The sequence below is a fragment of the Dasania marina DSM 21967 genome, from assembly GCF_000373485.1.
GTDB classification, from domain to species: Bacteria; Pseudomonadota; Gammaproteobacteria; order Pseudomonadales; family Dasaniaceae; genus Dasania; species Dasania marina.
In genome coordinates, this window is record NZ_KB891586.1 from 21,336 (window position 1) to 46,569 (window position 25,234).

22 protein-coding genes are annotated in these 25,234 nt (G+C 49.1%); 7 read left to right on the top strand and 15 right to left on the bottom strand.

Features of this window, described 5'->3' with window-relative positions:
- Positions 1-23 precede the first annotated feature (23 nt).
- The 5 genes from B067_RS20450 to B067_RS0112870 all read left to right on the top strand — a co-directional run bounded on the left by B067_RS20450 (position 24) and on the right by B067_RS0112870 (position 6,867).
- Positions 24-920, top strand: a complete 897-nt coding sequence (locus B067_RS20450; protein WP_019530486.1) for a LysR substrate-binding domain-containing protein — start codon at positions 24-26, stop codon at positions 918-920.
- Between the two features lie 177 nt (positions 921-1,097).
- Positions 1,098-2,549, top strand: coding sequence for a diaminopimelate decarboxylase (lysA, locus tag B067_RS0112850; protein WP_019530487.1), 1,452 nt, complete (start codon positions 1,098-1,100; stop codon positions 2,547-2,549).
- 216 nt (positions 2,550-2,765) lie between these two features.
- The gene (locus B067_RS0112855) at positions 2,766-4,649 is read left to right on the top strand and encodes an aminotransferase class I/II-fold pyridoxal phosphate-dependent enzyme (protein WP_019530488.1); all 1,884 of its coding nucleotides are present in this window, start codon (positions 2,766-2,768) and stop codon (positions 4,647-4,649) included.
- A 343-nt stretch (positions 4,650-4,992) separates the two neighbouring features.
- Complete coding sequence (trmY, locus tag B067_RS0112865) at positions 4,993-5,586, top strand: tRNA (pseudouridine(54)-N(1))-methyltransferase TrmY (RefSeq protein WP_019530490.1); 594 nt, start codon at positions 4,993-4,995, stop codon at positions 5,584-5,586.
- A gap of 99 nt (positions 5,587-5,685) precedes the next feature.
- Positions 5,686-6,867, top strand: coding sequence for a class I SAM-dependent methyltransferase (locus tag B067_RS0112870; RefSeq protein ID WP_019530491.1), 1,182 nt, complete (start codon positions 5,686-5,688; stop codon positions 6,865-6,867).
- Between the two features lie 34 nt (positions 6,868-6,901).
- Here the strand turns inward: B067_RS0112870 and B067_RS21855 are convergent, their stop codons facing one another.
- Together B067_RS21855 and B067_RS0112880 are read right to left on the bottom strand one after the other, a co-directional pair.
- Complete coding sequence (locus B067_RS21855) at positions 6,902-7,045, bottom strand: cytochrome c (RefSeq protein WP_019530492.1); 144 nt, start codon at positions 7,043-7,045, stop codon at positions 6,902-6,904.
- Positions 7,046-7,208: 163 nt separating this feature from the next.
- The gene (locus B067_RS0112880) at positions 7,209-8,534 is read right to left on the bottom strand and encodes an SLC13 family permease (protein ID WP_019530493.1); all 1,326 of its coding nucleotides are present in this window, start codon (positions 8,532-8,534) and stop codon (positions 7,209-7,211) included.
- Between the two features lie 292 nt (positions 8,535-8,826).
- Between B067_RS0112880 and mutS the strand changes: the two genes are divergently transcribed.
- Together mutS and fdxA are read left to right on the top strand one after the other, a co-directional pair.
- A complete protein-coding gene (gene mutS / locus B067_RS0112885; protein ID WP_019530494.1) occupies positions 8,827-11,436 on the top strand; it encodes a DNA mismatch repair protein MutS in 2,610 nt (869 codons plus the stop codon).
- Positions 11,437-11,572: 136 nt separating this feature from the next.
- Positions 11,573-11,896: a ferredoxin FdxA gene (gene fdxA, locus B067_RS0112890; protein WP_020700305.1), complete on the top strand. Its 324-nt coding sequence runs from the start codon at positions 11,573-11,575 to the stop codon at positions 11,894-11,896.
- Between the two features lie 215 nt (positions 11,897-12,111).
- On the opposite strand, the gene rpoS is transcribed toward fdxA, so the two are convergent.
- The 13 genes from rpoS to B067_RS0112955 all read right to left on the bottom strand — a co-directional run bounded on the left by rpoS (position 12,112) and on the right by B067_RS0112955 (position 25,221).
- A complete protein-coding gene (gene rpoS, locus B067_RS0112895; RefSeq protein ID WP_019530496.1) occupies positions 12,112-13,137 on the bottom strand; it encodes an RNA polymerase sigma factor RpoS in 1,026 nt (341 codons plus the stop codon).
- A 149-nt stretch (positions 13,138-13,286) separates the two neighbouring features.
- Positions 13,287-14,099: a peptidoglycan DD-metalloendopeptidase family protein gene (locus B067_RS0112900; RefSeq protein WP_019530497.1), complete on the bottom strand. Its 813-nt coding sequence runs from the start codon at positions 14,097-14,099 to the stop codon at positions 13,287-13,289.
- Positions 14,100-14,297: 198 nt separating this feature from the next.
- Positions 14,298-15,224 (bottom strand): polyprenyl-phosphate transporter, encoded by a 927-nt coding sequence (locus B067_RS0112905; RefSeq protein ID WP_035802256.1) that lies wholly within the window; start codon positions 15,222-15,224, stop codon positions 14,298-14,300.
- Between the two features lie 89 nt (positions 15,225-15,313).
- Positions 15,314-15,979, bottom strand: a complete 666-nt coding sequence (locus B067_RS0112910) for a protein-L-isoaspartate(D-aspartate) O-methyltransferase (protein ID WP_019530499.1) — start codon at positions 15,977-15,979, stop codon at positions 15,314-15,316.
- A gap of 32 nt (positions 15,980-16,011) precedes the next feature.
- Positions 16,012-17,124 (bottom strand): tRNA pseudouridine(13) synthase TruD, encoded by a 1,113-nt coding sequence (gene truD / locus B067_RS0112915; RefSeq protein WP_019530500.1) that lies wholly within the window; start codon positions 17,122-17,124, stop codon positions 16,012-16,014.
- Positions 17,117-17,596, bottom strand: coding sequence for a 2-C-methyl-D-erythritol 2,4-cyclodiphosphate synthase (ispF, locus tag B067_RS0112920; RefSeq protein ID WP_019530501.1), 480 nt, complete (start codon positions 17,594-17,596; stop codon positions 17,117-17,119). The genes truD and ispF overlap by 8 nt, the downstream gene beginning before the upstream one ends.
- A gap of 2 nt (positions 17,597-17,598) precedes the next feature.
- Positions 17,599-18,366: a 2-C-methyl-D-erythritol 4-phosphate cytidylyltransferase gene (gene ispD, locus B067_RS0112925; protein WP_019530502.1), complete on the bottom strand. Its 768-nt coding sequence runs from the start codon at positions 18,364-18,366 to the stop codon at positions 17,599-17,601.
- Complete coding sequence (ftsB, locus tag B067_RS0112930; protein WP_019530503.1) at positions 18,363-18,656, bottom strand: cell division protein FtsB; 294 nt, start codon at positions 18,654-18,656, stop codon at positions 18,363-18,365. The genes ispD and ftsB overlap by 4 nt, the downstream gene beginning before the upstream one ends.
- 145 nt (positions 18,657-18,801) lie before the next feature.
- Positions 18,802-20,091, bottom strand: coding sequence for a phosphopyruvate hydratase (eno, locus tag B067_RS0112935; protein ID WP_019530504.1), 1,290 nt, complete (start codon positions 20,089-20,091; stop codon positions 18,802-18,804).
- A 64-nt stretch (positions 20,092-20,155) separates the two neighbouring features.
- On the bottom strand, positions 20,156-21,004 hold the full coding sequence (gene kdsA / locus B067_RS0112940; RefSeq protein WP_019530505.1) for a 3-deoxy-8-phosphooctulonate synthase: 849 nt from the start codon (positions 21,002-21,004) through the stop codon (positions 20,156-20,158).
- A gap of 24 nt (positions 21,005-21,028) precedes the next feature.
- Entirely contained in the window at positions 21,029-22,657 is a 1,629-nt protein-coding gene (locus B067_RS0112945; protein ID WP_019530506.1) for a CTP synthase, read from the bottom strand.
- 223 nt (positions 22,658-22,880) lie between these two features.
- Positions 22,881-24,248 (bottom strand): tRNA lysidine(34) synthetase TilS, encoded by a 1,368-nt coding sequence (gene tilS / locus B067_RS0112950; protein ID WP_019530507.1) that lies wholly within the window; start codon positions 24,246-24,248, stop codon positions 22,881-22,883.
- Positions 24,249-24,270: 22 nt separating this feature from the next.
- A complete protein-coding gene (locus tag B067_RS0112955; RefSeq protein ID WP_019530508.1) occupies positions 24,271-25,221 on the bottom strand; it encodes an acetyl-CoA carboxylase carboxyltransferase subunit alpha in 951 nt (316 codons plus the stop codon).
- Positions 25,222-25,234 lie beyond the last annotated feature (13 nt).

A 25,234-nucleotide genomic window follows, 5' to 3' on the forward strand; every position in this document is an offset into this window, starting at 1 on the left:
TAAAAATTGGGCTATAACGCTTTATGACTAAACTGCCACCACTCAATGCCCTGCGCGTATTTTCTGCGGTTGCCAAGCACTTATCCTTTGTGCGCGCTGCCGATGAGCTATGCGTTACCCACAGCGCAGTAAGCAAACAAATCAAACTGTTAGAAGACAACTTAGCAGTAAAATTATTTGATAGATCCACCACCCAGGTGCATTTAACCGCCGAAGGTAAAACGCTGCTACCCGCCGTTAGCTCAGCGCTAGAGCTAATCACCCGCTCGGTAAAAGATTTAAAACAAGATGACTATAGCGGTGAGTTGGCCATTTCTACCCCCCCCGCCTTTGCCGCCTATTGGCTAATGCCCAGGCTGCATAAATTCAAAGCCCTATACCCGCAGCTGCGTATTAACTTACTCACCTCCGACGACATAGAAGCCGCCTACAACCCCGACCTAGACGTGTGCATATGCTGGGGCAACGCCGACCAATGGCAATACCGCGATGTGATTTTACTGGTGGAAACATTGAGCTTTCCGGTGTGTAGCCCAGATTTATTAGCGCAAGAGCCGAAGCTGCTTAGCCCCATAGACCTTAAACAACACACCTTGATTAACGAAGGCAACGATGGCCTGTGGTCTACCTGGTTGGCCGCCGAAGGGGTAACCGGCATAGACACTAGCAACAGCATGATAATACCCAGCACCATACATCAGATGATTGCCGCAAGGCACGGCCTAGGCGTAGCCATGGGGGATAACCTCACCTGCGCTGACGATTTACTCACAGGCGTTTTAGTACAACCCTTTGCCAGTAAAATTCACGACCCTTCGTCCTACCATTTAATTACCAGCCAGCAAGAAAGTTTGTCCGAGCGTTGCAAAGTATTTATAGAATGGCTGCTAAGCGAAGCTAATATGACCATACCGACCTAAGCCCTCGCAGTCGTTTCGTTCAGTTTTTAGCCTGATGTAACAGACTTGTGAATATATATCACAAGCCCTCTTAAAAAATGTCTCTTGTGGCTATTTTAAAAAAAGTTGAGAGTACACTCAGTTTCACATTTCCTTAATTCATAGTGTTTGCAAAAACACTGCAACTGAGTATGAAGAATGAGCCTAGCTGTCGCTTTACACCCTTGGGGCCGCCCCGGCCACTTGACCAGCCAAAACAATCAACTGTATATCGATGGGGTAAATACAACTGAGCTGATAGAACAATACGGTTCGCCCTTATATGTGTATTCAGAAGCTAAGCTGCGACATAACGCCGAAGATATACTGAGTAATTTCCGCCGTGTGCACGCCAACACCACCGTGTGCTATGCCAGTAAGGCCAATGCCAATATTGCTGTGCTGCAAGTTTTAAAAGACGCAGGCCTCAGTATAGAAATTAACTCTAGCGGCGAGTTTTTTAAAGCCAAAACTGCCGGTTATAGCGCCCAAGACATGGTATTTAACGGCGTGGCCAAATTGCGCGTAGAGCTAGAGCAAGTTATTGCCGAAGATATCAAAGCCATTAACGTGGACTCCGTCGCCGAGCTAGAACGCATTCTGTCGGTAGCCCAAGACTTAAACAAAAAAGCCAATGTCACCCTACGCATTGTCCCCGAGATTAAAGGCGGCGCTATCGCCGGCTGGGAAACCGGCACCTCGGACTCTAAGTTTGGCATGACCCGCGAAGAGCAGCTTACCGCCATTGCTTTAATTATTCAGCACCCTGAATTTTTAACCATGACCGGTATACACGCGCACATAGGCACGCAAGTCACTGACCTTAGCACCTATCAAAAAGAAGCGGATTTTTTAATCGCCTATGCCAAAGAAGTGAGCGCATTACTACCCTACCCCTTGCAACATATCAACCTGGGCGGCGGTTATCCCAAAAACTACAGCAGCTCACAAGAAAACTGGCGCACCGTTGCTGAGCACTATCAAAAAAAATACCGCACAGATGTCGATTTTGACGCCATCGCCAAAATTTTAATCCAACCCATTACTGACTCCCTAGGCAGTGATATAGAAATCATTGTTGAGCCTGGCCGCAGCATGATGAGCGATACCGCTATTTTATTAAGCCGTATAGAATGCGACAAACAGCGTAGCGCTTTCCCAGTGTATTATTTGGATGCAGGCTACAACATCTTGTTTGATATTTTTTCGGGCTGGTATTTCCACATGGTTAACGCCAATCGTGCCGACGATACCGACACCAAGCTATGCCGCATAGTGGGGCCACTATGCGACAGCAGCGACACCTACTACGACATAGAAGGCGAAGGCCGGGTTAAATCCCTGCTGGCTACCGAACCGGCATTAAGCGCCCACCATGCCACTTTAGAGCAGGTGTTAGTACACCAGCCCAACCTGCGCGAGCTGCCCGCCAACACCCAAAACGGCGACATCATAGCGCTATTGGACACCGGCGCTTATGCACTGGAAATGATGAACGACTACTGTGGCCGCCTATCCGCTGCCGCTGTGCTCACTGACATGCAGCAGGGCAGCAAGCTGATACGCAGGCGCGCAGAGCCTGAGGACTTGTTACGCTTTGATGTGTTTTGATGTCAGTCGCTAGTTCTTAGTCTCTTGTCTCTAGGTGGCAGCCTCTAGGTGGCAGTCTCTAGAGGCTATCATCTAGAGTTAATCGCCAGTTAATGCTGACGATTAACTTCTGCTCCATTCCCTAGTCCTTCGCAATAGCATAATCACTCAGCAGTGCTAACCTTAAATAGATCCAACTCTGCCACTCTGTAATATTCATACGATGAGAGTAAGCCTATGTCTGCTGTTGCCTGTCATGTCGCTATTATTAGTCACGATAAAGATTTCCGTGAGCACTGGTGCGCACAACTTAATCGCTGTGCGCTACAGCAAAAAAATGACCTCAATATCAGTTTTATAGCCAGCAGCTGTGACCAGGCCGCGACGCTGGCTAGCGATGACGGTTTACTGCAAGCGGTAGTCATAGATACAGCCACCATAGACCAGGCCCAACAATTATCCTCAAGCCTAAAAAAACTGCGAGCCGAGCTATCACAATTTTTAACCGTTGCCGATGCCAGCCCTATCGCCGACAACTTCGATGAGCTGTTTGCCCGCGACGAACACAACTTCAATAATGTGTACCGCTTAATTCAGTCTGCCCTGCAAAAACGCGCCAGCACGCCCTTTGCCGATGCCCTGCGTGAGTATATCTACAGCGCCAAAGACTCCTGGCATACCCCCGGCCACGCCGGTGGCGACAGCCTGCGTAGCAGCCCCTGGATATCCGATTTTTATGCACTGATGGGCGAGCATGTATTTAATGCCGACCTGTCCTGCTCGGTGCAATCGCTGGACTCATTAATGGACCCACAATCGGTAATGCAAGAGGCACAAAAGCTGGCGGCAAAAACCTTTGGCGCTAAGCATACTTTTTTTGTCACCAATGGCACCTCTACCGCCAACAAGGTGGTGGTACAACAACTGCTGGGCGGTGGCGGCAAAATATTGCTAGACCGAGGCAGCCACAAATCTATGCACCACGCGGTGATCATGTTTGGCATAGAGCCCATCTACCTCAACCCCAGCCTGCAACCTGAATACGGGGTTTATGGCCCGGTATGTCGCCGTGATATTTTAGCCGCCATAGACGCCAACCCCGACGCCAAACTGTTAGTGCTTACCTCGTGCACCTACGACGGCCTGTATTACGACTTAGCGCCTATTATTGAGGCTGCCCACGCTAAAAAAATTAAAGTGCTAATAGACGAAGCCTGGTATGCCCACGGCTATTTTCACCCCGCACTCAGGCCCAATGCCCTAGACTGCGGCGCCGATTACGTCACCCAAAGCACCCACAAAATGTTGTCGGCGTTTTCGCAGGCCAGCATGGTACACGTCGCCGACCCCGATTTTGATGAACACCGCTTTCAAGAAAATATCAATATGCACACCTCCACCAGCCCGCAATACTCCATGATTGCCAGCTTGGATGTGGCCCGCAAACAAATGAGCATGGAAGGCTACCAACAACTCAGCCGCTGCTTGGCCATGTCTAAGCGGCTGCGGCTAGAGATCAATCAAACGCAGGTTTTTCGCGTATTAGAGCTGGAGGATTTACTCGCCCCCGAAGTACAAGGCGATGGTATACGCCTAGACCCCACCAAGGTCACCATAGACACCAGCGCCTCTAGCTACACCGGCAAGCAGTTGCAGCAATTGCTGTTTGATCAATACGGCATACAGGTGGAAAAAACCACACACAACACCGTCTCGGTATTAGTCACCCTAGGCTCTACCGACAGCAAAGTGCTGCGCCTCATCCACGCCTTGCAGCAAATGGCCAGCACCGCTAAAACCCCCAGCAACACTAACCAAGTCATTCCCTTACCCGCCATGAGCGAACTCAAATGTTTACCTAAAGACGCCTACTTTGGTGACACCGAAGACCAGCCCTTATTGGATGACAGCCAAAAGGTAAACCCCAGCCTAATAGGCCGCATCAGCGCCGACGAGTTAGTGCCCTACCCACCGGGTATACCGCTACTAGTACCCGGCCAAGTGATCACCCAAGGCATAGCCGACTATTTATTACAGCTCATTAAAGGCAAACACGTAACCGAGGTACATGGCTTAATTTACTTGGATGAAGAGCCTATGCTGCGTTTGGTGCGGGATTAACTCACAACGGCTTATGGGGCTATTGATTTTTTAGAGCGACTACCTTGTCGGTGACCTTGTGGCTGACCCTGTTAGCGCTAGAGCCTAGATCTTAGATCCATAGGTCCATAGGTCCATAGAACCATAGAACCATAGAATCTAGATTAATAGAGCCTAGCCCTATGGTGAACACTGCAGTTGCAGAATTTACCAAAGCAGCGATAATAGCCGCCATCGAATCAGCCGCCGCCAAACATAACCACCATGGCTGCACCCTGACCCCACGTACACTGTGATGACGCCATCAGTTGTCATCTCATAATATAAACACGTCAACCACAGCTATCAGCAACCGGTAAATTCCATGCGCGCCTTTGTTTTACGAGCTCGATCCGCACCTACCGACAGCCAAAAATTATTAGCCGCCGTCGGCCAAGAAGCACACAGCGAAATTATCGCGCACACCCTGATGAATGCTATTTTTGTGGCGCAATCACACCGCGACGACGTTATTGTCCATATCGTATTAGAAAGCACGCAGGATTTTTCCCGCACGGTAAGCTTTAATTCCAATGAAATACGTAATATTGGCGGCTTCCATGAGCAGGCCCTATTACAAAAAGTGGCACAGGCACTGGACGTATCAAAGGGCATGGGCAAGGAACAGCAACGCCAAGTGGAAGCGGGCATTAGTGTACGCACCATCAGCTTTGAAAAACTGGTGCAAGAGTTAGCAGAAGATTATCAACTGTTTGTGATGGATAAAAAAGGCACCGCTATCCGCGAGCAAGCCTTTGACGGTAACCCCTGCTTCCTACTCACCGACCATATTCCCATGCCGAAAAAAAGTTTTAATAGTTTGAAACGCCTAGGCGCAGAAAAAATTAACTTAGGCCCCAAGATGCTATTTGCCTCACAGTGCGTGGTGCTAATTCACAATGAACTGGACTGCCAGTAATAGCAGCAGCTAATAGATTCAAACGATTTTAATTATCATCTTAGTTAGGTTTTTAAATAACCTTCATCAGATCACCAGCTAGCAACGAAAATACTTTATATGCCAAAAGCCAACGACAGTACCGCGCAAGATTTTTTACAGCAAGTATCCGCCAGCCTAGAGCAGAAGAACCTGGTAAAACTGCTGCTAGGTAAATACCGCGGTAGCGATAAAGAGTTACAACGCTTAACCATGCGTCCTATAACACTGCGTAATGAAGCCGCTATCTCCTGTGTTTACACTTATAAAACCAACACTATCACCAAGAACTTCCCGCCCGCTGAAGCGTTAACATTGATAACGGAGCTGCTACAAAGTGATTTTAAAAGCGCACACCTACATACTGACACGGTAGAAACCCAGCTTAACATCAGCAAAAAAGGCAAGGCCAGCATCAGCAGCCACAAGGCCCAACAAAATGCCCCCAGCAGCCAACAGCACAATCGCGAGAAGAAGCGCTATATCGACATTAAACGGCCTTTTTTAACAGCCTTAGGCGTTACCGATCAGCAACAGCAACTGATACCGTCGATGTCACGCAAATGGAAACAAATTAATAAGTTTATCGAGGTGTTCAGTCAGGCCCTAGACAGTTCACCTGCGCCTAAAGACACAGCCTTACAGGTGGTTGATTTTGGCTCTGGCAAGGGCTACTTAACCTTTGCCATCCATGACTATTTACGTCATAGCCTAGGTAACCCCTGCCTAGTTACCGGCGTTGAACTGCGCCAGGAATTAGCTGACTTGTGCAATAACACCGCTAAAAAACTGGAACAAACTGGCCTGGAATTTGTTTGTGGTGACGTCAAAACCCATGCGCCTAGCCACACCGATGTGATGATAGCCTTGCATGCCTGTGATACCGCCACCGACTATGCCATCAACTACGGCATTCAGGCTGGCGCCTCTATCATCATGTGTTCGCCTTGCTGCCATAAACAAATACGCCCACAAATGCAAAGCCCGGCGCTGTTTAAACCCATGCTGCAATACGGTGTGCACTTAGGCCAAGAAGCCGAAATGGTGACCGACTCCTTACGCGCCCTGCTCTTAGAAGCCCATGGCTATAGCACCAAGGTCTTTGAATTTATCAGCCTAGAGCACACCAACAAAAACAAAATGATCCTGGCGGTAAAAAGAACGACGCCGGTAGACAATAGCGAAGTGTTACAACAGATCGCTGCTATAAAAGAGTTTTATGGCATTAGTGAGCATTGTTTGGAAAGTTTATTGGCGCAATAACACGTACCCCAAACTTGCTCTATAAGCGCAAAACTCATTGACGCTTGTTATAAAAGTGCTGCTGAATCGTTTCTCTAAAAGCCTGATGGCAGCGCAAGCAATTATTTTGTATTACTGCAAATTGCTCAATAACTGCAGCACCATCTTCACGACCCGCTGCTTCTGAGAAAGCTTTCACGCGACTCTATCTTTACGTGCTTCGGGGGTAAACTATGCGTTTTGTTATGGCTAAACGCCCAAAATTAAAAGATAGCAGTCAGCCATCACCTTGTTGCGGATAGGTATTTTTCAATAATTTAGTATGGTGCTGTCCCGCATAATCCCGTCCTAATCCTTATTGATTAGCGCAACCAAGGCATTAGCAAAGTAATCAAAACTATGCAGATTACATTTAAAAACAACCCCACCCTAATCATTTGTCTTTGCATGACTAGGCCAGTGCCGTACACAATCGCATTGGGCGGTGTTGCAACAGGCAACATAAATGCACAGGAGGCAGCAACCGCGATAGCGATAGACAGCAACTCCGGCGATACGCCAATTTGCGATTGCGGTAGCGAATAGAAAATAGGAATGAGTAACGCAGCACTGGCGGTATTACTGGCCAGCTCGGTTAAAAATATCATCAGCGCAACCGCTAAAGCCAAAAAAAGCAACGCAGAGCCGCCAGCAAATATGGCGACTAACTGATCGGCCAAAAAAGTGCTTGCCCCGGTTTTGGCCAGTACAACACTCAGCGTAATGCCGCCGCCAAATAACAGTAACACGCCCCAGTCCGTCGAACTCTCTAACTCTTTCCATTTCAGCAAGCCCGAGGCCAACAATACGATGATGGCAGTTAGGGCAACAATGGTATCGAAACTTTGCGTAATATCCAGCCATTCGCTAATGGGCTTGCTCATCAGCCAGCAACTCACAACGGCTATAAAAATAAATAGCACCCACCAAGTTTGCTGCCCCCAAGGCGTTACCTCTAGAGTTTTATCTGACATTGCTGGCAGCTGTGGCCGTATACATAACCATAGAGTGAGTATCATTGCTGGCAACAACACAATTACCAGTGGCACACCAATAGCCATCCACTCAACAAAGTCCAAGCCCAAAATCGATGCGGCAATGGCATTGGGCGGGCTGCCCACTATTGTACCTATACCGCCTATATTAGCGCTGTAGGCAATACCCAGTAATACAAAAGTAAAAGTGGCCCGATAATGCTCTTTATCCAGGTTGGCTAGTAGGCCAAACACTATAGGTAACATCATCACCGCCGTGGCGGTGTTACTAATCCACATACTCAGAAAAGCGGTCGCAACAAACAGTAAAACAATGGCAACAATAAGACGGCCGCGGGCAAGTTTTATCACATGTAAAGCCAGCCATTGGTCCAAGCCCTGCTTACGCATGGCAGCGGCTAAAGCAAAGCCTCCTAAAAACAGGAATATTATAGGATCGGCAAAACTCACTAACGCTTCGTCTATAGAAAGCACACCTGAGATTGCCGCAACTATAGGCACTAGCAACGCCGTAGCGGTGATATGAATCGCCTCAGTAACCCACAGTATTGCGATCAAGCTCAATATCGCTAAGCCCTTAGCCAAAGCAGGCTCCAAACCACTGCCCCAGTAAACCGTTAAAGCTACCGCAACAGCAACGGCTATCAATAGCACTACCCGCAATGAATACTCTCCCCTAAGACATGCCAAAGTTGGCTCTAATTATAAATCAGTAGGCTGAATGGTATTCTCAGCGCGGAATCCTTGCCGACAGAAAATAAACCAACGATCGTGTAAAGCCAATAGGTCTAGCTAAGCTAATAGTTCATGCTAAGAAAGTGTAATACCTTCTCACCACCCTTGCCGTCAGTAAAGCATTTCACCCACCCCATACAAATTACGTCCCATTTATCGTAACATCCCCACCCTAATACCTTCTTTAACCCAAATAATGACGAAGCCTTAAATGACTGCACCTACTGCCACCGCCCAACACACGCCTATGATGCAGCAATACCTTAAAATTAAGGCTCAGCACCCTCAGGAGTTGGTGTTTTACCGCATGGGTGATTTTTACGAGATTTTTTTCGATGATGCGAAATTAGCCTCCGAAGTGCTGGACATCACCTTAACCGCACGGGGTAAGTCGGGCGGCGAACCTATTCCTATGGCAGGCATACCCTATCACTCCGCTGATGGCTATTTGGCGAAGCTAGTGAAGCACGGCATTTCGGTGGCTATCTGTGAGCAAGTGGGCGACCCGTCCACCAGCAAGGGGCCGGTAGAGCGCAAGGTCATGCGCATCGTCACCCCTGGCACGGTGAGTGATGAAGCCTTATTAGAAGACAGACGCGACAACCTGCTGCTGGCCATTAACCAGCACGGCGAGCGCTACGGCGTAGCCAGCTTGGATATAGGCAGCGGCCGCTTTCAGGTGTTTGAGGTAGAGGGCTTGGATGCGGTATTAGGCGAAGTGCAACGCCTAGACCCTGCCGAGATTTTAATACCCGACAGCTTGGACAATAGCTCGACCTTTACCCGCAAAGGTTTGCGCCGCCGCCCGGTGTGGGAGTTTGAGTTGGAAACCGCCGAGCGCTTATTAACCCAGCAATTTCACACTAAAGATTTAACCGGTTTTGGTTGCGCTGATTTACCCTTAGCGATTAGCTCGGCGGGCTGCCTGCTGCAATATGCGCAAGAAACTCAGCGCACCGCCCTGCCTCATATACAAAACATTATTCATGAGAAGCGTGAAGACAGCGTAATTTTAGACGCTGCCACCCGCCGCAATCTAGAGATAGACATCAACCTCAATGGCGAAAGCGGGTACACCCTGCAGTGGATTATGGACCGCTGCAAAACCGCCATGGGCAGCCGCCTGTTACGCCGTTGGCTGAACCGTCCGCTGGCCAATATACAGCTTATAGGCCAGCGCCAAGATGCCATTCAAGCGCTGCTGCACAACTACCACTTTGAAAGCCTGCGCGAGATACTCAAGCCGGTAGGCGATATGGAGCGTATTTTAGCGCGCGTGGCCCTGCGCTCGGCTAGGCCCCGTGACTTATCGCGGCTATTACAATCCTTATCGGTGTTACCGGCTCTGCAACAGCACTGCCAAGATATTAGCGCCGCCCAAATACAGCAATTGGCCCAGCAGGCGGGCATCTACCCCGAAACCACCGAGCTGCTAGACCGAGCAATAATTGAAAACCCACCGGTAGTGATACGCGACGGCGGTGTGATTGCCGAAGGCTACGACGCCGAGCTGGATGAGCTGCGCGCATTGAGCAGCAACGCAGGCCAATTCTTAATCGACTTAGAAACCCGCGAACGCGAGCGCACCGGCATCGCTACCTTAAAAGTGGGTTATAACCGGGTACACGGCTACTTTATAGAAATCAGCAAAGGTCAGGCCGGCAAAGCCCCCGTCGAGTATTTGCGCAGGCAAACCCTAAAAAACGCCGAGCGCTACATCACCCCCGAGCTAAAAACCTTTGAAGATAAAGCCCTCAGCGCCAAAAGCCGCGCCCTTAGCCGTGAAAAAATGCTGTATGAAGAGCTAATCGAAAACCTCAACCAGCAGCTGCGCCAATTACAAGACACCGCCGCCGCCTTGTCGGAGCTGGATGTGCTGGCTAACCTAGCCGAGCGCGCCGATCAGCTCACCCTATGCCGCCCCAACTTTGTAGAGCAACCCTGCATTAACATCGTGCAAGGACGCCACTTGGTGGTGGAGGCGGTGATGGACGCCCCCTTTATCCCCAACGACGTTAAGCTGGACGACAGCCGCCGTATGCTGATAGTCACAGGCCCAAACATGGGTGGTAAGTCTACCTATATGCGCCAAACCGCGGTGATCACGCTACTGGCCCATGTCGGCAGCTTTGTACCGGCACAGGCGGCTACCCTGGGCTTAACCGATCAAATCTTTACCCGCATAGGCTCTGCGGATGACCTGGCCGGTGGCCGCTCTACCTTTATGGTAGAGATGACCGAAACCGCCAATATTCTGCATAACGCCAGCGAACGCAGCTTGGTGTTAATGGATGAAATAGGCCGCGGCACCAGCACCTTCGACGGCCTATCGCTGGCCTGGGCTGCGGCCATACACCTGGCCGAGCAAGTTAAAGCCTTTACCTTGTTCGCCACCCATTATTTTGAGCTAACCGCCCTACCCGACAGCTACGCGCAAGTGAGCAACGTGCACTTGGATGCCACCGAACACAACGACCACATCGTATTTTTACACAGCATACAAGAAGGCCCAGCCAGCAAGAGCTACGGCTTACAGGTTGCCAAGCTCGCCGGTATACCTAAGCAGGTAGTCGATGCAGCTAAGCAGAAGTTACAAGATCTGGAAAGCGGCTCAGCAGCCGAGGGCTCGCAGCCGGTAGCCTCCGCTATACCAGCACCTGCATCTGCGCCCAAGGCAGCAGCCGCTGTTAGCAGCTCGCCGCAACCCGATATGTTTGCGGTGGCTGAGCACCCAGCTATTAGTAAGCTTAATAACATCAACCCCGACAACCTCACCGCCAAACAAGCGTTGGATTTATTGTATGAGCTAAAAAAGCTATAAGCGTCAAGCTGCAAGCCGCAAGAAATTACTTACCACTTACAGCTTGTGGCTTGTGGCTTCATTAATTTGATGATGATAAACTGCGCGCCGTTGCCGATGGCAGCTTAGATTAGCGTTTAGGATTAGAGGCAAAACCATGACATTCGTAGTTGGCGAGAACTGTATCAAGTGCAAACACACAGACTGTGTGGAAGTATGCCCTGTGGACTGTTTTTATGAAGGCCCAAACTTTCTTGTCATTCACCCCGACGAGTGCATAGATTGCGCCCTATGTGAGCCCGAGTGCCCCGTAGACGCGATTTACTCTGAGGATGAGCTGCCCGAAGATCAGCTGGCGTTTTTAGAGCTCAATGCCGAGCTGGCAGAAGTATGGCCTAACATCACCGAGATGAAAGAAGGCCCAGCCGATGCCGAAGAATGGGACGGTAAACCCAACAAGTTAAAACTGCTAGAGCGCTAAGCGAAAAGTGTGAGTCTTTCCGGCCTCCGAGCCGGAATCCAGCTGTTGAATATGGATACCGGCTTTCGCCGGTATGACAAAGCAGTGAAGAAATATGGCTTAAGTAAGTGCCATTCGACTCTGACCCCAGTTTTTCAGACACAAAAAAGGCAGCCTAGGCTGCCTTTTTTAGTTTATGGGGTTTAACCCCTATTCATCTGCATCTATTACTAGTGTTATTGCCCAGCAAAGACGGACTCACTGCTCAAACCCTGCTTCTCTAAAATATCTCGTAGGCGCTTAAGAGCTTCAACCTGAATTTGGCGTACCCGTTCACGGGTTAAGCCTATCTCTCTACCTACTTCTTCTAGGGTGCTGGTTTCATAACCGCGCAAGCCAAAACGGCGGGCCACAACTTCGCGTTGTTTCTCCGTTAGCTCACCTAACCAGTCACCTATGCTGGCGCGCATATCATCATCCTGCAGCAAGGAAGCAGGGTCTGACACATGCACGTCGGCTATGGTGTCCAGCAAAGACTTATCCGATTCAGGGCCTAAGGGCGTATCGATAGAGGCCACACGTTCGTTTAAACCCAACATGCGTTTGACATCACCAACGGGCTTATCTAATAAGTCGGCAATCTCTTCCGGCGACGGTTCATGATCTAGTTTTTGGGTTAGCTCGCGAGCGGCGCGCAAATAGACGTTTAGCTCTTTCACCACATGTATAGGTAAACGTATGGTGCGCGTTTGGTTCATGATGGCGCGCTCTATGGTTTGACGTATCCACCAAGTCGCGTAAGTAGAAAAGCGGAAGCCGCGCTCGGGGTCAAATTTTTCAACCGCCCGAATCAAGCCCAGGTTACCCTCTTCTATTAAATCTAATAAGGTTAAGCCACGGTTAACATAGCGGCGTGCTATTTTAACCACTAAGCGCAGGTTGCTTTCTATCATGCGCTTACGCCCCGCATCTTCACCGCGCATAGCCATGCGGGCAAAATAGACTTCTTCTTCGGGGGTTAATAAGGGGGAGAAACCTATCTCATTGAGATAGAGCTGGGTAGCATCTAGCGTTTTTTGAAAGCGATCGGCGGGGAGTTTTACCGGTTTGGATTTTTGTTTGGCTTTGGGCGCAACGACCAACTGTTCGGCATCATTGTCACTATCATCCAAATTAAGATCTATATCATTTACATCAAAATCACTGGCAACAATTTTATCAAACTCAATTTTGCCTACACTCTCTTCCCGTGTCGCTTCCATATATATACCCTCTCTCTTGGGTTAAGAAGAATACTAAGCTTACACCTAAACTAAACAGTTTTTTGGCAACACCCCTGCATACATCCTCGGGGCTAAACTCAGCACACTTTAACTGTTACTACTATGCTTACTGCAGAGTGAAACACGCACTACCTTCTCTTTGGCAACAAACTCTCTGGGTTTACCGGCTTACCATCTCGTCGAATTTCAAAGTGCAATTTAACGTGATTGGTGCTGGTGCCACTATCACCCATTTCGGCAATCTTCTGGCCTACTTTAATCAGCTGGCCTTCATTCACCAGCAGCTTGCTGTTGTGGGCATAAGCACTTAAATAACTTTCACCGTGCTTAACAATAATTAACTTACCATAACCAGCTAAGCCACTACCCGCATAAACAACAGTACCGCTGTTTGCTGCCAATACAGGCTCTCGCAAAACACCATGAAGATCAATACCCTTATGCTGCGGTGCGCTGCCACGAAACGATTTGATCACCCGGCCTTTAGCAGGCCACTGCCAACGAAAAGGGTAGCCCTTAGGCAAAGTTACGGAAGTAGCTTCTTTATAGCTAACAGTTTGCTTCGTGGTGCTGGCCACAGCACTTTTGCGCGATGCTTTTGGTAGGCGAGGAACAGCGGAGGGCGCTGACCCTGTCACCGCAGATGTTACTTTGGCCTGATCATTCAGTAACACTTTGTCACCGGGGCGAATAAGATAAGGCGCAGCAATATGGTTAGTTGCCGCTAACCCTCTAGCATCTAAATCATAACGCCAAGCAATAGAATATAAGGTTTCACCACGGCTCACTATGTGATGCTTATTAAAAGAAAAGGGGATTTTTGAGCGATCTTCTATGGGCGCATAGTTACTTCCCGTACCGCAACCAGAAAGCAGTAACACGTAAAACACAGTCCATAGACTTAGTAATTTCAAGCCAAAACTTGCTTGCTTTTCAGCCACAAAAATACTATCTCCAGAGGGCTAGACAGCCCAGCTCATATTAAAATTATGTCTTAAAACACTGATTTTATTCAAAAAAATTATATTTCGTCGACCGCTAATGCTTATATTTTAAACGACTAACAACCACTTAAGTGTATAAAAAACAAAATGTATATAAAAATAAAATCTAAGTATTTGTGAATTATTTCATAGTTTTTAACTTGCTTTCGTATTTTTACTGCTTACCAGCTCCAATGCCAGCACCAAAATCACTCCCAATACCGCCATAGCGATGCAACTGAGGGTTTGCGCAGATTGCTGCGTTAGCAATGCGTAGTCTGTGGGCCAGCGATTGATCTGTTCTAAGGCCAACTCTTTGCCTTTGCTATTGGTATAGGTGCTGAGGGTTTGCTTCCAAGGCCACACCAGATTGAGCGAGCCTAACAGAAATCCCGTTAGCAGACTCATGGTGGCATAGTAAAAACGCGCCAACAACCACGACAGTAAATGGGCGAAGCTCAACAAACCTACCCCGCAGCCCGCGGCAAAGCAGGCGATAATCACTAGGTTTAACTCTTTTACCGCAGTCAAGATAGGCCCATACAAGCCCATAAGTACTAATAAGAAGCTGCCGGAGACCCCCGGTAAAATCATCGCACAAATAGCGATGCTGCCCGCTGCAAACACCACCCAAGGGCTAACCGATAGTTCTGAGGGTTTCAGCTCGGTTATAGCCACCGCTAACACTACCCCCACCATCAGTATTAAGGCGTAAGACCAGCGCCAGTGTTTAATTTGCTTGCCCACATGCAACGCCGAGGCAACGATCAAACCAAAAAAGAACGACCAAATCAGCAGCGGGTGCTGCTCCAATAAATAACTAATGACTCTAGCCAAAGACAAAATGCTGGTGACTATGCCCAGCAATAAAGCCAATAAAAAATTGCCGTTAACCGCCTGCCAAAAGGCCTTAAAGCCCTGCTGGTAAATCAGCTTAATATTGCTAGGGTTTACTGATTTAATAGACGCCAGCAAGGTTTGGTATATGCCGGTAATAAAAGCAATAGTACCGCCAGAAACCCCAGGCACCACATCGGCCGCGCCCATGGCTAGGCCTCGTAAATAAATTCCTATTAAGGACATGTAACAGTCTCTAGTTAGCAGTCTCTTGTCGCTAGTTTGTTTCGCTGTGCCTTTCTAGAGACTAGCGACTACCAATCTAGCGACTGCAATTATTTAATAGTGCCTGATTGGAAAGGCACAAAGAAAGCGGGCTCTATAATTTTACGTTTTATACCCTGTTCGGTTTTTTCTATGAGCACTAAATCCTGCGAGGTTTCATTGCCTACGGGTATCACCAAACGGCCGCCTTCGGCTAGCTGGTCTATCAGCTCGGCGGGTACATCGGCTGGCGCAGCAGTAGAAATAATCCCGTCGTAGGGGCCTTTGTAAGGCCAGCCAAAAACACCGTCGGCGTGTTTGTATTGCACGTTGCGCATGTTTAATAGCCGCAGGCGCTCACGGGCTTTGTCTTGCAGGGGTTTAATGCGCTCCACTGTAAAAACATTTCCCACTAGCTGTGCCAGTATCGCGGTTTGATAACCCGAACCGGTGCCCACTTCTAACACCCGTTTTAAGGGACCCGCCGCCAATAGCAACTCAGTCATCCGCGCCACTATATAGGGCTGCGATAGGGTTTGGCCGTAGCCTATAGGCAGCGATTTATCTTCGTAAGCCATATGCGCAAAGGCTTCATCCAAAAAAATATGTCTAGCGGTTTTACTCATGATATCTAACACATGAATATTGCTAATGCCTTGGTCAACTAAACGCTGTACTAGCCTATCACGGGTACGCTGGGAGGTAACGCCTATCCCGGCGAGATTAAACTGACTCACTGATTGCAACTCCTAATACAGCCTTACTGGTTTTAATTATTGTTGTTGTCCACGTTTTTACTCACGGCCTTGTTATCGGCCACGTCTTGAGAGTAGTCGCGTTCCATAGTGCTATAGGCGACTAATTCTGCCATAACTGCGGTAGCGAAACAGCCACTGGGCAACTCAAAGCTCAACTCTAAAACATCATCAACTAATTGGTGGCTGAGCTGAGCCGGTATTACCCGCAAAGCACGGCGTTCAGACGCAAGCCCCTGCGTTAACAGGCCAGCACACAAGTCTGGGTGCTGTTCAAAAACACTTTGCTCTAACGCCCCCGCCTGCTCACTGGTCGCCATAGCAGAAGCTTTGCCAAACATCGGGCCGGTACTATGCACATCAGCTTGCTGCAAACGCAGCGCTATATCTTCAACTTCATTTAATTCAGGTTTAAAAACACTATGGGTGCCAGCCAGCATCATAATATCGCCGGGGATATAGTCAGCCCAATTACCCTGCGCCACCCGTGCCGACAGTATCTGATTAAACAGTAAAGAACGCGCCGCCGATAGAAATATACCCTGCTGGTTGCGGCGCGGCTTAAAGGCACCGGCAAACCAACGCTGAGCCGAATTAAGATTACGGCCACCGTGGCCAAAACGTTGCTCACCAAAATAGTTAGGCACGCCTAGGGTGGCGATGCTGGCCACTCTATCGGCCAAGTAACTGCTATCGCCCTCAAGCTGGCGCAAACGCAGGCGGAAGTAATTCGCCTTATGCACCCCTCTACGCAATTTACGCGGGTGGCGACTTTGTTTTAATACGGTTATTTCGTCATGTTTGAGCGCGGTAAAATCAGGACTGGTTTTACCGGGCAGGTGCACGCTAAACCATTGCCTAGTGACCGCCCAGCGATCTTTCATGCCGGAAAAGCTCACGTTTTTTATCGCCACCTTGGCAAAGGCAGCTAACTGCTCGGCAACAAACTGGGTATTAGCGGCGGTTTTTTCTATATATAAAAAAACGTGCTCGCCTTCACCTTCGGGCTCAAAGCCTAATATTTCATCGACAAAAAAATCTTCTGGGCAACTGCGTAACACGCCACTCAGTGTGGGCTTGTCGTAAGCGCTGTGCTGGCTATTGAGTAGCGTTAGATAATCAGTCATCGCGTGCTGCCAGTAATACCACGGCGTGTGCGGCTATGCCTTCTTTACGGCCAGTAAAGCCCAGTTTTTCGGTGGTGGTGGCTTTAACATTGATTTGTTTAATTGTGGCCGACAAGTCAGCGGCTATATAACTACGCATGGCATCGGTGTGCGGTGAGAGTTTAGGTGCTTGCGCAATCACAGTAATATCGGCATTAAGCAGTTGGTAGCCCTCTTGCTTTACTAGGCTATAAACATGACGCAATAATTCACGACTATCGGCACCGGCGTATTGGGCATCGGTATCGGGGAAGTGTTTGCCTATATCCCCCAGTGCACAAGCGCCTAGTAAGGCATCGGCTAAAGCGTGTAATAATACATCGCCGTCAGAATGCGCCAACAGACCTTGCTCATAGGGGATGCGCACACCGCCTAATACAATTTCATCGCCGTCACAAAAACGGTGTACATCATAACCATGACCTATACGCACCGTTATTTTTCCTCGCTGTTGTTTGTTAGATTGCTTGTTAGATTGTTAGCTAGATTGCCTGCTGGATTATTTGCTAAATTGCTCTCTAAATAATAAGCCGCCAGAGCTATATCTTCCGGCCGGGTAATTTTGATATTGCTAGCCAAGCCTTCTACCACCTTGGGCTGTAAGCCTAATAGCTCTATGGCCGAGGCTTCATCGGTAATCGCCAAGCCCTGTTGCAAGCCCTGCTGTAAACCTTGTCGTAATAAATGATAGGGGAACATCTGTGGCGTTTGCGCAGCCCATAACAGATTGCGATCCAGCGTACGGCGTATCATTTGCGGTGGGCTTACTTGCTTAACAGTATCACTCAGCGGCATAGCCAAAATACCGCCTACCTCGTCGTCTTTTAGACTAGCTATGAGCTTGTGTATAGACACTGCAGTAAGACAAGGCCTAGCCACATCGTGTACCAGTATCCAATCGTCAGGGTTTACCTGCAGTGTCGTTAAGGCCGCCAGCACAGAATCACTGCGCTCTTTACCGCCCTGTACTATGCGTATCAGTGGGTGCTGTAATAAGGCTATCTGCTGCCAGTTATTATCTTGCTCGCTAACCGCAATGATAATTTCGCTAAACACCTCGGCACTTAATAGCGCAGCCAAGGTATGCTCTAAAATTGTTTTGCCCTGTATGCGTATATATTGCTTGGGCTTATCGGCCCCTACACGGGCGCCTACCCCAGCAGCGGGTATCACCGCGTAGTATTTTTTATCGCTAGCCGTCATGGTTTGCGACTCGTATTCTTATCACTGATTAGCAGATAGAAGGTTTCATCTTCTTTAATCATGCCCAGCTCGGTACGAGCGCGCTCTTCTATCGCCTCATAACCATTTTTTAAGCTATACACTTCACGCGCTAATTCGGCGTTGCGCTGCTCTAAAGTATGGGTGGTTATTTTTTGCTCGACCAGTGTTCTTTCTATAGACACGATATTCGCCCAGCTACCCTCACCTATCCACAGGCGATATTGCAGGCCTATAAATACAATGATTAATAAAGGGAGTAGCCAGCGCATAGGGTACACAACTCAATAAAGTAAACCGTGATTATTATCCACAATAGGTTTCAATGCTATCTTCATTCTATCTACACATCACTGCTAATACAGCAGAGCCTAAACACAAAAAAGGCGGGCCATGCCCGCCTTCCTTAATGCTGAATTATGCTTTGAATTCAGCGCGTCCGCGGTAAGGTGCAGCGGCACCTAGCTCGGCTTCTATACGTAACAAACGATTGTACTTGGCGACGCGGTCAGAGCGACACAAAGAACCGGTTTTGATTTGGCCTGCAGCAGTAGCAACAGCTAAATCAGCAATAGTGGTGTCTTCGGTTTCGCCAGAACGATGCGAGATAACCGCGGTAAAACCAGCAGCTTGCGCCATTTTAATCGCATCCAAGGTTTCGGTTAAAGAGCCGATTTGGTTGAATTTGATTAAGATAGAGTTGCCTATACCTTCATCGATGCCGCGCTTTAAGATTTTAGTGTTGGTCACAAATAAATCGTCACCCACTAGCTGTACCCTATCTCCAATTTTATTGGTGAGGTCAGCCCAACCTGCCCAGTCGCTTTCGTCCATACCATCTTCTATAGAAATGATAGGGTGCTTGGCACTTAAGTCCGCAAGGTAATCAGCAAACTCAGGGGCGCTGAATACTTTGCCTTCGCCGGCTAAATCGTATTTGCCGTCTTTATAAAATTCAGACGCAGCACAATCTAAAGCTAGGGTAATGTCTTTACCTAATTCATAGCCGGCATTGGCAATGGCTTCTGAAATAATATCCAAGGCAGCCTCATTAGAGGGTAAGTCGGGGGCAAAACCACCTTCATCACCTACCGCTGTGCTCAACCCTCTATCGCTCAATACTTTTTTCAGCGCATGAAAAATTTCAGCACCTTGACGCAAGGCCTCGGTAAAGGTTTTAGCCGCAACTGGCTGTATCATAAACTCTTGGATGTCGACGTTGTTGTCGGCGTGCTCACCACCGTTGATGATATTCATCATAGGCACAGGCATGGAGTACTGGCCGGGGGTGCCGTTTAAATCAGCAATGTGTTGATAAAGAGGAATACCCTTTTCTGCTGCTACCGCTTTTGCTGCCGCTAATGACACGGCCAAAATCGCATTGGCGCCAAACTTGGCTTTATTTTCGGTGCCATCGGCATCAATCATAAGCTGATCTATAGCACGTTGGTCGCTGGCATCTTTACCCACTAATAAGGCTTTAATATCGACATTGATATTATTAACCGCGGTTAACACGCCCTTACCTAAGTAGCGGCTTTTATCGCCGTCGCGTAATTCCAAAGCTTCGCGGCTACCAGTAGAGGCACCAGAAGGTGCACAAGCCGAACCTATCGCACCTGAGGCCAAAATCACATCGGCTTCTACGGTGGGGTTACCACGAGAATCTAAAACTTCGTACGCTTTAATGTCGGCAATTTCAGCCATGATGTTCTACTCCACAATTTTAAAGTTAAAAAGTTTGAAAGTTAAAAGGTCTAAAGTTAAAAAATTAATCGATATCCAGAGCCGGCAAAGATTTTACCGCCTCATCTATAGCTTTCATATGCACTAAGAACGGCTCCAATGCCGACAAAGGCAAGGCCGAGGGGCCATCACATTTAGCCTGATCGGGATTGGGATGAGCCTCTAAAAACAAGCCCGCTATGCCTACCGCCATACCAGCGCGACCCAACTCGGCTACCTGATGACGACGGCCACCGGAGGCTGAACCCATGGGATCGCGGCACTGCAGCGCATGGGTGACGTCAAAAATAATCGGTGCGCCACCGCTAACCTCTTGCATGGTGCGAAAACCCAGCATGTCTACCACTAAATTGTCATAACCCATGCAGGAGCCACGTTCGCACAACATCACATTTTCGTTGCCGCACTCTTTAAACTTTTCCACAATATTGCCCATTTGCGCGGGGCTTAAAAATTGGGGTTTTTTAATATTGATAGCCGCGCCGGTTTTTGCCATAGCCTCGACTAAATCCGTTTGCCGCGCCAAAAAAGCAGGCAGCTGAATAATATCGCACACTTCGGCTACGGGTTGTGCTTGGTATATCTCGTGCACATCGGTAATCACCGGCACGTTAAAAGTCTGCTTAATTTCTTGAAATATTTTTAAGCCTTCGTCCATGCCGGGGCCGCGATAGGAATGCACCGATGAGCGGTTGGCTTTATCGAAAGAAGCTTTGAACACATAGGGGATATTTAAACGGCCACACACCTCTACGTAGTGCTCGGCAATTTGCATGGCCATGTCGCGAGATTCCAACACATTCATACCGCCCATTAAAACAAAGGGACGGTTATTGGCGATAGCGATATTCGCGACAGAGACCGTTTTATGCATGGCTAATTATCCTAGGGCTAGCGCTTATAACTGCGACTGTTTAATGGCGGCGTTAACAAAGCCAGTAAACAAAGGGTGGCCATCTCTTGGAGTAGAGGTGAACTCGGGATGGAACTGGCAAGCGACAAACCAAGGATGGTCTACCACTTCTACCACTTCTACCAAGGTGTCATCAGCTGACCAGCCGCCTATGCGTAACCCCGCCTGCTGTAACTGATCAACAAAATTATTGTTAACCTCATAGCGGTGACGGTGACGCTCAACAATTAACTCTTTACCGTACACCTGTTTAACCAGTGAACCTTCGGCTAAGCGACACTCTTGGCCACCTAAGCGCATAGTGCCACCCAAGTCTACCGCCTCATCGCGTTTTTCTTTATTGCCTTCGGCGTCTATCCACTCGGTAATTAGCGCAATTACAGGCTCTACCGCGTGCTTATCAAATTCGGTGCTATTGGCTTTGGTTAAGCTGGCTACGTTTCTGGCGTATTCAATTACCGCCACTTGCATGCCTAGGCAAATACCTAAATAGGGGATTTTATTTTCGCGGGCGAATTTAACCGTGCTAATTTTACCCTCTACGCCGCGGGCGCCAAAACCGCCGGGGACCAATATGGCATCCACTCCTTCTAATGCGCCAGTGCCTACGCGTTCTATCTCTTCAGAATCGACATATTTAAAATTAATTTTGGTGTAGGTGTGAATACCCGCGTGCTTCATGGCTTCGATTAGCGACTTATAAGCATCCAGCAGCTCCATGTACTTGCCCACCATAGCAATGGTGACTTCTTGCCTGGGATTCATGTCGCCATCTATGACTCTATCCCACTCGGATAAATCGGCAGGTTCGCAATCAATTTCAAAGCGCTCAATAATAAACTGATCTAAACCGCGCTCGTGTAATAGGCGGGGGATTTTATAAATACTATCGGCGTCTTCTAAAGGAATTACCGCACGCTCTTCAACGTTGGTAAAAGAAGAAATCTTTCTTAGTGAAGGGTCATCAATTTTATGATCTGAGCGACATAATAAAATATCAGGCTGCAAGCCTATGGAGCGTAACTCTTTAACAGAATGTTGAGTGGGCTTGGTTTTGGTTTCACCAGCAGTGGCTATATAAGGCACTAAGGTTAAGTGCATTAGCATGGCGCGCTTGGGGCCCAACTCCGATTTTAGCTGCCTAGCCGCTTCAAAAAACGGCAGGCCTTCTATATCACCTATGGTGCCGCCAATTTCTACAACGGCGACATCGACAGAGCCAGCGCCTTCAATAACCCGGCGCTTAATTTCATCGGTAATATGGGGGATAACCTGTACAGTGCCGCCCAGGTAATCACCGCGACGCTCTTTGCGCAACACGGTTTCGTAGACACGACCGGTGGTGAAGTTGTTACGGCGATTCATTTTAGCGCGTATAAAGCGCTCGTAGTGGCCCAGGTCTAAATCGGTTTCAGCGCCGTCTTCGGTAACAAATACCTCACCGTGCTGTATGGGGCTCATGGTGCCCGGGTCTACGTTAATATAAGGGTCTAACTTGAGTATGGTCACATTGAGACCGCGGGCTTCAAGTATGGCCGCTAAAGAGGCCGATGCAATACCCTTACCGAGTGATGAAACAACACCACCGGTGACGAAGACAAATCGAGTCGCCATGAAGAACCTTTATATAAACTGTATCGTTGAACGTGTGTGCAATGTACTTGAGTTGGGTGTGAACAGCTTATAAATAAAGCAAAAAAACAGCCGCTATTTTACCCCCTAAGATGGGACGCCAGTGTACCAGCATTGGCATAGTGGCTCAATCAGATAATCGCACTGTAAGCGCTGAAAAGCAGATTTAAGCGCCTGATATTTCAGCCGCCGTAGTTTTAGGAATTTAAGGCCGCTGCCACTGGATTTGCCAGCCCGGCTCACCGGCCGCGGCCTGCCAACCTTCAGCCACCAGCATATCGGCCACCGCGATCAGCTCATCACCACTATAAATCAACGGTACTCGCTGGCGTAGCCAGTATGGTACAGCCAGCTCTTGCAGTAGTTTTTTAAGCTTGCGGGAACCGCCGCGACCAGCCGGCCGACACTGCTCGCCGCCTTGGCGAAAACGTATGGTTACATCCGCAGCACTTACACCCGCAGGCAGCCGCAAAGCGCCATCAGTACAGGGCTTAATCGACAAGACCCCTGCGCCAGCCAAGGTGATAGCACTGTGTAAATCCCAGCGGTACTGGCTACTAGCCGCAAAGTCAGGCAAGGGTGCGTGGGCAAACAGCCTGCCCTCATAGCGGCAAACCTCTACCCCCGGCCATGAAACAGTAGGGCTGGCATCGGCCTGAGCGTTGATCACCGTTGCTATTACCGCCAGCAACTGCGCCTCGCTGGGCATGGCCAGTTGCTGCTGCGCCAACCAGTAACGCAGCAGGTTTTTGCCACGCGCTGCCGTTAATTTTTTCAACCCCGCTACAGCCAAGCCTGCGCCATGCGCACCCCCTGACTCATCCGCCAAAGCTTGGGCATCGATAGCCGCCAGCTCTTGGTTGAGCTGATAAGATTCTGCACTCAACCGCGCCGAACGGGAGAAGCTCTCTAACACTTGCGGCCAACGCTGCGCTAATTTGGGCAGCAGCTCTAAGCGCAAGAAATTGCGATCATAGTCGCTGCTTTGATTACTGGGGTCCTCTATCCACTGCAACTGCTGTTGCTGGGCGTAGGCTTCAATGTCCGATCGAGATACCGCCAACAGCGGCCGCACCAGCACACCCGCAGCCAAAGGCCTAGCGGCTGGCATAGCCCCTAAGCCTTGGCTGCCACTACCCCTAAGCAAGCGCAGCAATAGGGTTTCGGCTTGATCGTTGCTGTGATGACCCTGCAGTAATAAGTCGCCAGGCTGCAACAGCTTTTCAAAGACTTGATAGCGCGCCTGCCGGGCCTGATCCTCTAGACTTTGCCGGGGCTGCTTATTGATAGTTACCGCCTCCACCTGCAAAGGCACAGACCACACCTGCGCCTGCTGCTGACACTGCTGCGCCCACTGCAACGCCGGCGCCTGTAGGCCGTGGTTAATATGCACCGCGCACAGTTCGGGTAGAGCTTGAGCAGATTGCTGCGCCAAAAAAGTATGACAAAGATGGAGTAAAACCAAGGAATCTACCCCGCCACTATAGGCCACCACCCAACGCTGGGCGTTGGGGTAGTCAGTGAGTAGCGGGGATAAGAGTTGGGAGGCTGAAAGTGTTACGTGTGTAGCCAATCGGCCTCCCTGCAGTGATGTGTTATTCGTTACCGTAGGACATTAAACGCTGATAGCGTTTTTCTAGCAAGTCTGCCTCGGGTAAATTTTCCAATACCGTTAAACGCTTAACCAAATGGTCTTTAATACGCTCGGCCATCAAATCGATATCGCGATGGGCGGCACCCAGCGGCTCGGGGATGGTAGCGTCAACTATGCCCAAATCTTCAAGTATAGTCGAGGTCAAGCCCATAGCCTCGGCGGCCTCAGGCGCTTTTGCTGAGGTTTTCCAAATAATATTGGCACAACCTTCAGGGGAAATGACGAAGTAGGTAGCGTATTGCAACATGGCTAGGTGATCACCCACGCCTATGCCTAAAGCACCACCTGAGCTGCCCTCACCTATAACTATGCAGATTATCGGCGTGCTTAGACGCGACATTACCGCTAGGTTTTTGGCTATGGCTTCACTGATGCCACGCTCTTCTGAATCTATACCAGGGTAGGCCCCGGGTGTGTCGATTAAGGTAATAATGGGCAGTTTAAAGCGCTCGGCCATTTCCATTAGGCGCAGGGCCTTACGGTAACCTTCGGGCTTAGGCATACCAAAATTGCGGCGTACCTTTTCCTGCACGCCACGGCCTTTTTGCTGGCCTATCACCATCACAGGCTTGCCATTCAACCTGGCCATACCACCAATAATGGCGGCATCATCGGCAAAGTGCCGGTCGCCGTGCAGCTCTTGGAAATCGGTAAATACGCGATCGATATAATCCAGCGTATAGGGGCGCAGAGGATGACGGGCCACTTTGACCGTATCCCAAGGGGTTAAATTCGCGAAAATCTTTTCAGTGAGCTTGGTACTTTTTTCACGCAGCTTGTCAATTTCCTCAACAATATTGAGGTCGTTATCGCTGCCTACCAGCTGTAACTCTTCAATCTTAACTTCTAGATCGGCAATGGGCTGTTCAAAATCGAGATAATTTGGGTTCATAGGGGGCAAAAAA

Bases quoted from the DNA above. Each gene is read 5' to 3' on its own strand.
- B067_RS20450 (WP_019530486.1), top strand. From the start codon at position 24: ATGACTAAACTGCCACCACTCAATGCCCTGCGCGTATTTTCTGCGGTT.
- lysA (WP_019530487.1), top strand. From the start codon at position 1,098: ATGAGCCTAGCTGTCGCTTTACACCCTTGGGGCCGCCCCGGCCACTTG.
- B067_RS0112855 (WP_019530488.1), top strand. From the start codon at position 2,766: ATGTCTGCTGTTGCCTGTCATGTCGCTATTATTAGTCACGATAAAGAT.
- trmY (WP_019530490.1), top strand. From the start codon at position 4,993: ATGCGCGCCTTTGTTTTACGAGCTCGATCCGCACCTACCGACAGCCAA.
- B067_RS0112870 (WP_019530491.1), top strand. From the start codon at position 5,686: ATGCCAAAAGCCAACGACAGTACCGCGCAAGATTTTTTACAGCAAGTA.
- mutS (WP_019530494.1), top strand. From the start codon at position 8,827: ATGACTGCACCTACTGCCACCGCCCAACACACGCCTATGATGCAGCAA.
- fdxA (WP_020700305.1), top strand. From the start codon at position 11,573: ATGACATTCGTAGTTGGCGAGAACTGTATCAAGTGCAAACACACAGAC.
- rpoS (WP_019530496.1), bottom strand. From the start codon at position 13,137: ATGGAAGCGACACGGGAAGAGAGTGTAGGCAAAATTGAGTTTGATAAA.
- B067_RS0112905 (WP_035802256.1), bottom strand. From the start codon at position 15,224: ATGTCCTTAATAGGAATTTATTTACGAGGCCTAGCCATGGGCGCGGCC.
- truD (WP_019530500.1), bottom strand. From the start codon at position 17,124: ATGACTGATTATCTAACGCTACTCAATAGCCAGCACAGCGCTTACGAC.
- ispD (WP_019530502.1), bottom strand. From the start codon at position 18,366: ATGACGGCTAGCGATAAAAAATACTACGCGGTGATACCCGCTGCTGGG.
- ftsB (WP_019530503.1), bottom strand. From the start codon at position 18,656: ATGCGCTGGCTACTCCCTTTATTAATCATTGTATTTATAGGCCTGCAA.
- eno (WP_019530504.1), bottom strand. From the start codon at position 20,091: ATGGCTGAAATTGCCGACATTAAAGCGTACGAAGTTTTAGATTCTCGT.
- kdsA (WP_019530505.1), bottom strand. From the start codon at position 21,004: ATGCATAAAACGGTCTCTGTCGCGAATATCGCTATCGCCAATAACCGT.
- B067_RS0112945 (WP_019530506.1), bottom strand. From the start codon at position 22,657: ATGGCGACTCGATTTGTCTTCGTCACCGGTGGTGTTGTTTCATCACTC.
- B067_RS0112955 (WP_019530508.1), bottom strand. From the start codon at position 25,221: ATGAACCCAAATTATCTCGATTTTGAACAGCCCATTGCCGATCTAGAA.